This is a genomic window from Vibrio sp. 10N.261.52.A1 (assembly GCF_002876325.1).
Lineage (GTDB): Bacteria > Pseudomonadota > Gammaproteobacteria > Enterobacterales > Vibrionaceae > Vibrio > Vibrio chagasii.
In genome coordinates, this window is sequence record NZ_MCYD01000493.1 from 1 (window position 1) to 520 (window position 520).

Here is a 520-nt window from a genome sequence, read left to right on the forward strand (position 1 = left end):
AGAATATAGATAGGGAAATCTTAGATTCTGGAAATTTAAACAAAGAAGAAGTGGAAGTACTAGGTGATTTTATTGATGATATTTTTTCACTATCTAAAAATATAAAGGATGAACTTGATGATTATATTGGTTGGTTACATGAACAACCTAGAGCTATTTACTTTTTCCTTGTAATGATTCGTGCTATATGTGAAAACGATTCAAACCATATTTGTTACCCTGTAATTGACTTTTCTTTTAAAGAAGCTAAAAAGCCTTCAGATATCGACATAAAACAAAGCAAAAATAGTTTAAAAATCATAGAAGATATGAATGATTTATTAAGCAAAACCAAACACCTTAATCCTTTAATAAATATATGCCCAAATAAAACCCCCTCAACTTACAATAAAATAGCAAATACTCTAGAGTTCATAGTCACATCAAGCAGCTCAAGGGAGCGTGATAGAACATATGATCTACTTCAGGATTTAGAAAAACTTTATAATACGGTTTATAAAAAAATAAACACGAATAAAAA

General features: G+C 28.5%; 1 pseudogene. It reads left to right on the forward strand.

The features are described 5' to 3' along the window. A pseudogene (locus BCT81_RS05690) lies at positions 1-520 on the forward strand (hypothetical protein); the annotation flags it as partial.